The organism is Dietzia sp. CW19, assembly GCF_014145265.1.
Lineage (GTDB): Bacteria > Actinomycetota > Actinomycetes > Mycobacteriales > Mycobacteriaceae > Dietzia > Dietzia natronolimnaea.
Genome location: NZ_JAALEE010000229.1, coordinates 5,913 through 9,638, shown reverse-complemented (window position 1 = coordinate 9,638; position 3,726 = coordinate 5,913). Strand labels below are relative to the sequence as shown.

The 3,726-nt window shown below is 69.2% G+C and carries 4 protein-coding genes; 2 read left to right on the top strand and 2 right to left on the bottom strand.

What is annotated here, in order from left to right:
• Positions 1 to 482 (bottom strand): glycoside hydrolase family 3 N-terminal domain-containing protein (locus tag G6021_RS07605; protein ID WP_277817927.1); only part of this gene is annotated, 482 nt, incomplete at its 3' end.
• A gap of 278 nt (positions 483 to 760) precedes the next feature.
• Between G6021_RS07605 and G6021_RS07600 the strand changes: the two genes are divergently transcribed.
• Together G6021_RS07600 and G6021_RS07595 are read left to right on the top strand one after the other, a co-directional pair.
• Complete coding sequence (locus G6021_RS07600) at positions 761 to 1,087, top strand: CPBP family intramembrane glutamic endopeptidase (RefSeq protein ID WP_206682649.1); 327 nt, start codon at positions 761 to 763, stop codon at positions 1,085 to 1,087.
• Between the two features lie 127 nt (positions 1,088 to 1,214).
• Positions 1,215 to 2,591, top strand: coding sequence for an MFS transporter (locus G6021_RS07595; protein ID WP_347238929.1), 1,377 nt, complete (start codon positions 1,215 to 1,217; stop codon positions 2,589 to 2,591).
• Between the two features lie 238 nt (positions 2,592 to 2,829).
• Here the strand turns inward: G6021_RS07595 and G6021_RS07590 are convergent, their stop codons facing one another.
• Positions 2,830 to 3,411, bottom strand: coding sequence for a DUF308 domain-containing protein (locus tag G6021_RS07590; RefSeq protein ID WP_179523851.1), 582 nt, complete (start codon positions 3,409 to 3,411; stop codon positions 2,830 to 2,832).
• Positions 3,412 to 3,726 lie beyond the last annotated feature (315 nt).

The window sequence follows — 3,726 nt, the reverse complement described above, 5'->3', positions numbered from 1 at the left end:
TCCGCCTGCAGGCCCGCGACCACCTGCCCGGCCATCACACCGGTCAGGTGCGGGTCCTCGCTGAAGTACTCGAAGTTGCGGCCGGCCCGCGGGTCGCGCTTGATGTTGATCCCCGGACCCAGCAGGATCCCCACCCCGGCGGCCACGGCCTCGGCGGCCAACGCGGACCCGATCCGGCGGGCCAGGGCGGGGTCCCAGCTCTGCGCCAGCCCCGCGGCCGGGGGGAAGCAGGTGGCCGGGTCGCTCGCACTGAGACCGAGATGGTCCGATGCGCCGGACTGGAACCGCACCCCGTGCGGGCCGTCGGTGAGGACCAGCGCGGGCACCCCCGGGTGCTCCTCGGTGCGCCAGAACGACGCACCGCTACCGAGCGCGGCCTGCTGCCCGAGATCGAGGTCGGCAACCGCCTGATCGGCCCCGGCTCGGTCCCCGGCGTGGACTGACGCCGCCGCGGATGCTGACGACTCGGTGCCTGATCTCATGCGGTGACCCCGTCCTGGTGCGTTGTCCAGTTGTAGCACGGGGCGAGGGCTAGCATTCCGGTATGTCTGCCGGGCACACAGTTGTAGAGGGTCGGCCGGGCCGCGGGGCCTGCGCATCGACGTCGCACGCTCGTCGAGAGCTCAGAGAGGTATGACCGTGTTCGTCCTGTTCTGTGCGCCGACCCTCATCTACGTGGTCGTGCAGTCCCGCCGCGGTGACCGCTCCGCCGGGGCGGCGATGCGACTCGCGGGGGTGTCCCGGGGTCTCGGTTGCGGCGATGTCCTCCGTGGGTGTCGCCGCCGCCGTGGTGCTCCGGGCCGTCGGCGAGGAGGTCTTCTTCCGGGGACTGCTCGGCGGCGTGTTGATCCGGCGGCTCGGCTTCGGGTGGGGCAACCTGCTGCAGTCCGTGGTGTTCCTCGTCCCGCACCTGGCCCTGCTGGCGGTCGATGTGAGGCTGTGGCCCCTCATCCCGGTGCAGTTCGCCGCCGGGTGGCTGCTCGGCTGGCTGCGGCACAGATCGGGAACCCTCGTTCCGGGGGCGGCGGTCCACGCGCTGGCGAACCTCGCCGCGGGAGCGATCGCCGCGGGTCTCCTCCCCGTCTGAGACGGCAGGGTTGTGAGGGGACGCCCGTGTCCCCGAGCGACGGGGGTAATGGCATGCCCGGCTTGTGTACGATGCCCCGGTGAACGCATCACCAGAACCCGTGAGCGGCAACCACGGTCGTACCGACGTGGCCGCGGAACCCGCCGAGTGGACCGAGCCGACCGAGCCGACCGAGACGGTTCCCCGGCGGCGGATCATCTTCGCCTCGCTCATCGGCACGACCATCGAGTTCTACGACTTCTACATCTTCGCCACGGCCGCAGTCTCGGTCTTCCCGCTGCTCTTCTTCCACGGAGGCGACTCGGGCGCCGCTCTGCTCGCCTCCATGGCGACCTTCGGGACCGCGTTCGTCGCCCGCCCGCTGGGCTCGGTGATCTTCGGCCACTACGGGGACCGGCTGGGTCGCAAGGTCACGCTCGTGGGGGCGCTGCTCACCATGGGGATCGCGACCTTCCTCATCGGACTGTTGCCGACCATCCACCAGATCGGGCTGTGGGCACCCGCGATGCTCACCATCCTGCGCTTCTTCCAGGGCATCGGGCTGGGCGGCGAGTGGTCGGGTGCGGCGCTCCTGGCCTCCGAGACCGCGCAGCCGGGCAAGCGGGCCTTCGCCGCGATGTGGCCGCAGTTGGGTGCGCCGTTCGGCTTCATCCTGGCCAACGGGCTCTTCCTTCTGCTGACCACCTGGTTCGCGTACGACTCCACGGCCAGCGACCTGTCCGATCCGTTCCTGGTGTGGGGCTGGCGCCTGCCGTTCCTGCTCTCGATCGTGATGGTGGCCGTCGGCCTCTACGTCCGTCTCCGCATCGAGGAGACCCCGGTCTTCGCCCGGGCCATCGCGGACGACCAGCGCGTCAAGACACCGGTGTCGGAGGTGTTCAGCAAGAACTGGCGGGAGATCATCCTCGGCACGTTCATCATGTTGGCCACCTACGGGCTGTTCTACCTCATGACCACGTGGATCCTGTCGTTCGCGATCGGCGGAGAGGGCACGGGCGGGTTGGGGTACGGCTACCGGTCGTTCCTGACCCTGCAGGTGCTCGCGATCATCCTGTTCGCGGTCTTCGTACCGGTGGCCGGACTTCTCGCCGACGCCCTCGGGCGGCGGCGCATGCTCATCGGCGTCACGCTCGCCATCATCGCCTTCGGGCTCAGCTTCGGCTGGTGGCTGGACCCCGAGGCGATCGGCACCGGCGACGACCTCGACGTGACCCGCATGCTGCTGTTCCTGTGCGTCGGCATGATCCTCATGGGCCTGACCTTCGGACCCATGTCGGCCGTGCTCCCGGAACTGTTCCCCACCAACACCCGGTACACCGGCTCCGGAGTCGCGTACAACTTCTCGGCCATCCTCGGCGCCGCCCTGACGCCGTTCGTCGCGGTGTGGCTGGTGCAGAACTACTCGGTGGCCTACGTCGGGTACTACCTGGTGGGGCTGTCCGTGCTGACCATCATCGCGCTCGTCCTGGCCCCGGAGACCAGCAAGAAGTCCCTGTATTCGTGACCCGCGAGCCCATAGGATCGGCGCGTATGAACGCGCCTCGATTCGCGGGTTCCACGTCCTGCAGGTGGTCTACCTGGTCACCGGGGTCGCCGTGATCTGGTGCACGCCGAGGATCCCGACCACCCCGAGCCCGGCACCCCTGCGAGGGGCGCCGGAACGGACCGGGTGAGATCGACGACGACGAGGTCCGCGGACCCCGCCGTGTCGCCGGATTCCGGGAGCGCGCCGGGGCGTGCGCTCAGCGTGAGCGCCTTCCGGACATCGCGCGGAAGACGTTCAGCGCCCCGAGCACGATGAGCGAGATGCCGAGGAGCCACCACAGGAAGCCGGCGCCCCACACCGGGGTGCTCAGCAGGGAGACGCCCGCGAGGACCGAGATGATCGCAAACACGATCGTCACGCCCTTCGCGCCGGACTCACCGAGCGTGAACAGGGCGGTGAACCCCTCGATGATCCACATGACGCCGATCATCACGGTGATGAAGATGGCGAGGAACGCCGCGGACTGCTGGAGCGAGGCGAAGGCGTACGCGCCGGCGATCACCCAGAGCAGGCCCAGCAGGACGTGACCGACCCGGCTGCCCGTCCCGTGGCTCTTGGCGAGCAGGCCGATGGAGGCGTAGACGATGCCCGCGATGATGGCGTAGACGGCGAGCACACCGGTGATCGCGACGGCGGTCTTGGCGGGCCAGAGCAGAACGGCGATACCGAAGCCGATGGCGATGAGGCCACCGATCACCAGCGCGAGACGCACGGTCTTGGAGACCTGGGCGAGGGTGGACTGGGAGGCGGTGGAGTGGGGGGCGGTAGAAGCGGTCATTCTGGGAACCTCGCTTGGCTGAGGCGGACGATCGCGGTCGCGATCAACGGAATTTAATCTAGTCCGGTCGGGCCCGAGTCGGGGCCGGTTCGGCGGCCGCTCCAGCGCGCGCCGGCGGCCGGCACCACATCGCCGGACCCCCGGGCGTCCCGCGGCCGAGTCCTCCGGCGTTGTTCATCCGGCGTTCAGGTGCACGGAACTGGGGGAGAATCCTGAAATGTCATGGTGGACCGTCACGGATCACCCCGGCCAGTCGGCATCTGAGGAGCTCACAACACAATGACCACGACCGCTCGAACCGGTACGCGTTTCCTG